At 57.2% G+C, this 3,013-nt stretch carries 3 protein-coding genes; all 3 read right to left on the minus strand.

Going from position 1 to position 3,013, the window contains the following annotated elements:
• The coding region (locus COY37_RS01275; protein ID WP_286975644.1) for a 4Fe-4S dicluster domain-containing protein at nt 1-806 on the minus strand (806 nt) is incomplete at its 3' end.
• 1 nt (nt 807) lies between these two features.
• Nucleotides 808-1,290, minus strand: a complete 483-nt coding sequence (locus tag COY37_RS01280; RefSeq protein WP_353682464.1) for a hydrogenase iron-sulfur subunit — start codon at nt 1,288-1,290, stop codon at nt 808-810.
• On the minus strand, nt 1,278-3,013 hold a 1,736-nt coding region (locus COY37_RS01285), incomplete at its 5' end, for a CoB--CoM heterodisulfide reductase iron-sulfur subunit A family protein (RefSeq protein WP_286975647.1). The genes COY37_RS01285 and COY37_RS01280, both read right to left, overlap by 13 nt.

Raw genomic sequence — 3,013 nt, forward strand, 5'->3', positions numbered from 1 at the left:
ATCGGGCAGGCACGCTCGCATGCGCCGCACTCGATGCATCTGCCGGCTACGTGCATGGCCCTCTGGGCGTGGAACATGAGCGCTTCCTTTGAATCCCAGGTTACGTGCTGCCACCTCTCGCGAAGCGACTGCACCGCGCAGTTATCGCGACAGTAGCACGCCGGGCATGACTCGCGGCATGCGTAGCAGCGGATGCAACGATCGAATTCTTTAGTCCAAAACGCGGCCCACCACGCGGCGTCGGCATCCTCCGGTACGACCAAGGATGGCTGACCCTGCGGTACCTGGGCCGGTTCTCCTACCATAACATCGCTGAAGGTCGTGTCTTGCTGGTTGCACGACATGCACTTATCCATAGCGACCTCCGCAAACGGTACCCGCTTCGCCTCTCCGCCAATCTCGACGACTACGCTGTCGCCATCGAGGTATGCGGCTGTCGCATCGTCGATGGAGCCGACGGCCTTCTCAAGCTTGACCGGGTCGACGATACCGCGACATGCGACGCCTACCACGTAGATGTTCTCGCGGGCGATCTTGCCTTCGGCCAAGAGCGCCACAATAGAGCCTGCCTCACAGGGCTTGGCCATGATCGCGGTCTTTTCATTCATCCTCGGCAGGTAAACTGCCAGGTTGTTGAAGCAGAACGGGTTAAAGACGAATTTATCCGCCGTTTCTTTATCGCGGGCGAAAAGCGGTGTCGCTTTTGCCGGGTTCCACCCCGAGCCCCAACCGATAACGGCGGTAACTTCACCTTTATCCAAAAGTTCTATAGCTTTTTCTCGTAATTGCGTTTGAAGTTTCTCCATATTAGGCCTCGACCTTCTCTCCCGACTTCTCTATCTCTGTAACCGTCGCCGGGTCGAGATTCGAGAAGACACTAGGGTTGAATTTGCCGATTCTCTGCAGCACCTCGAGAAAGTCCTCGACTTCCTCTTTAAGCTCTTTGCCTTCGGAGGCCGCGATCCAGGTGTACCTGAACCTCTCCGGCTCAATGCCTAATACCGGCAGTATCTCATTAAACAGTGCCAGGCGCCGCCTGGCGTAGTAATTGCCCTCTCTGTAGTGGCAATCACCGGGGTGTCAGCCGGATACCATGACCCCGTCTGCGCCCTCAAGCAATGCTTTCAGCGCGAACAAGGGGTCCATCCGGCCCGTACAGGGGATCCTTGCAATCCTGAGATCCGCCGGATAGCTCAGGCGAAGGTTTCCCGCCAGGTCTGCACCGGCGTAGCTGCACCAGTTGCAGAAAAATCCGATTATCTTGAAATGCCCATTATCTACCACTGTAATACCGCCTCTATCGATTTTAATATCTGTTCATCAGTCACGCCTTTGAGCTGGGCCGCACCCGGACGGCACGCCGCCGAACAGGTTCCGCAACCCTGGCACATGGCCTCGTTTACCTTAGCGAACTTCTTACCTCTGAACTCTTCCATAGTGATCGCCGAGTACGGGCACACGGCTACGCACGCGCCACAGGCGACGCACTTCATCGGGTCGATCTCGGCAACCATCGGATCGCTCATCAGGATATCGTTCGAGAATAACACACCGACCTTGGCGGCGACCGCACCGGCGGTGGCCACCGTGTCGGGGATATCGCGCGGTGACAGCGCCGCTCCACAGGCGAACACGCCCTCGCGCGGGACCTCGACCGGTTTCAGTTTGGGGTGAGTCTCGCTGATGAAGCCGTAGGTGTCTGTCGTAATACCGATCGTATTGGCAAACTCTACGCTATCCTCGCGGGCGATGGAGCCCGTCGCCAGGACAACCATATCCGCCGCCATCTCAATCGGCATGCCGGCCAACGTGTCGGCCGCCTTTATAGTCATATGGCCGTCTTCCTCGTAGATGCGCGAGACGCGGCCGCGGATATAGTTGGCGCCATACTCGCGCTGGGCGCGAAGGACAAACTCCTCGTAGCCTTTACCGGCGGCCCTGATATCCATATAGAAGACGTATACTTCGGCGTCCGGCACTTTCTCGTGGACGAGAATGGTATGCTTCGCCGTATACATGCAGCAAATCCTCGAACAGTACGGCACGCCCTTGGCCTCGTCACGCGAGCCGACGCACTGGATGAAGACTATGCGCTTTGGCTTCTCGCCGTTGGATGGGCGAACGATTTTGCCTTCGGTCGGGCCGGATGAATTGACCATGCGCTCGAAATCGAGCCCGGTGATGACGTCGGGGAGTTGTCCGCCGCCGTACTCGCCGTATTTACTGTGATCGAACAGGTTGAAGCCGGTTGCAATGACGATCGCACCGAAGGTCTCGTTTATCAGCTCATCCTGCATATCGTAGTTGATGGCGCCCTGGGCGCAAGCCTTGGCACAGGCGCCGCATTTGCGTTTGGGCTTCTTCTCGCCTTCTTTGACCTCGATGGTGTCCGGGTCGGGCGAATTCAAATACTGGCAGGTTTCTTTCTCTATAACCGGAACTTTCGGGACTGCCTGCGCAAACGGAACATAGATAGCCCCGCGCGGCGCGCGAAAGTTCTCGAATTTGTTCTTTAGTTTTTTCTTTAACGGGCACTTGCCTATGCACTCGAGGCAACCCGTACAAAGCTTCTCATCGACAAAACGCGCCTTTTTGCGGATCGTCACGTTAAAGTTACCGACATAGCCGTTGACCGTCTCGACCTCGGAATAGGTATAAAGTTTGATCTTTGGATGCTGCGCGATGTCGACCATTCTGGGTGAGAGGATACATGCCGAGCAGTCGAGCGTCGGGAAGGTCTTATCGAGCTGCGCCATACGCCCGCCGATCGAAGGTTCCCTTTCGACCATAACGACTTCGTATCCCATACCGGCGATGTCGAGCGAAGCCTGGATGCCGGCGATACCCCCGCCGATAACCAGCGCGCGTTTCGTTACCGGGACCTGGCCCGGGGTAAGCGGCTTGGCAAAGGTTACTTTACCGACCGCGGCCTTAATCAAATCAAACGCCTTGGCGGTGGCCTCTTCCTTATCCCCCGTAACCCAGGAAACCTGCTCGCGAAGGTTTGCGATCT

The organism is Candidatus Aquicultor secundus (assembly GCF_002791875.1).
GTDB classification, from domain to species: domain Bacteria; phylum Actinomycetota; class Aquicultoria; order Aquicultorales; family Aquicultoraceae; genus Aquicultor_A; species Aquicultor_A secundus.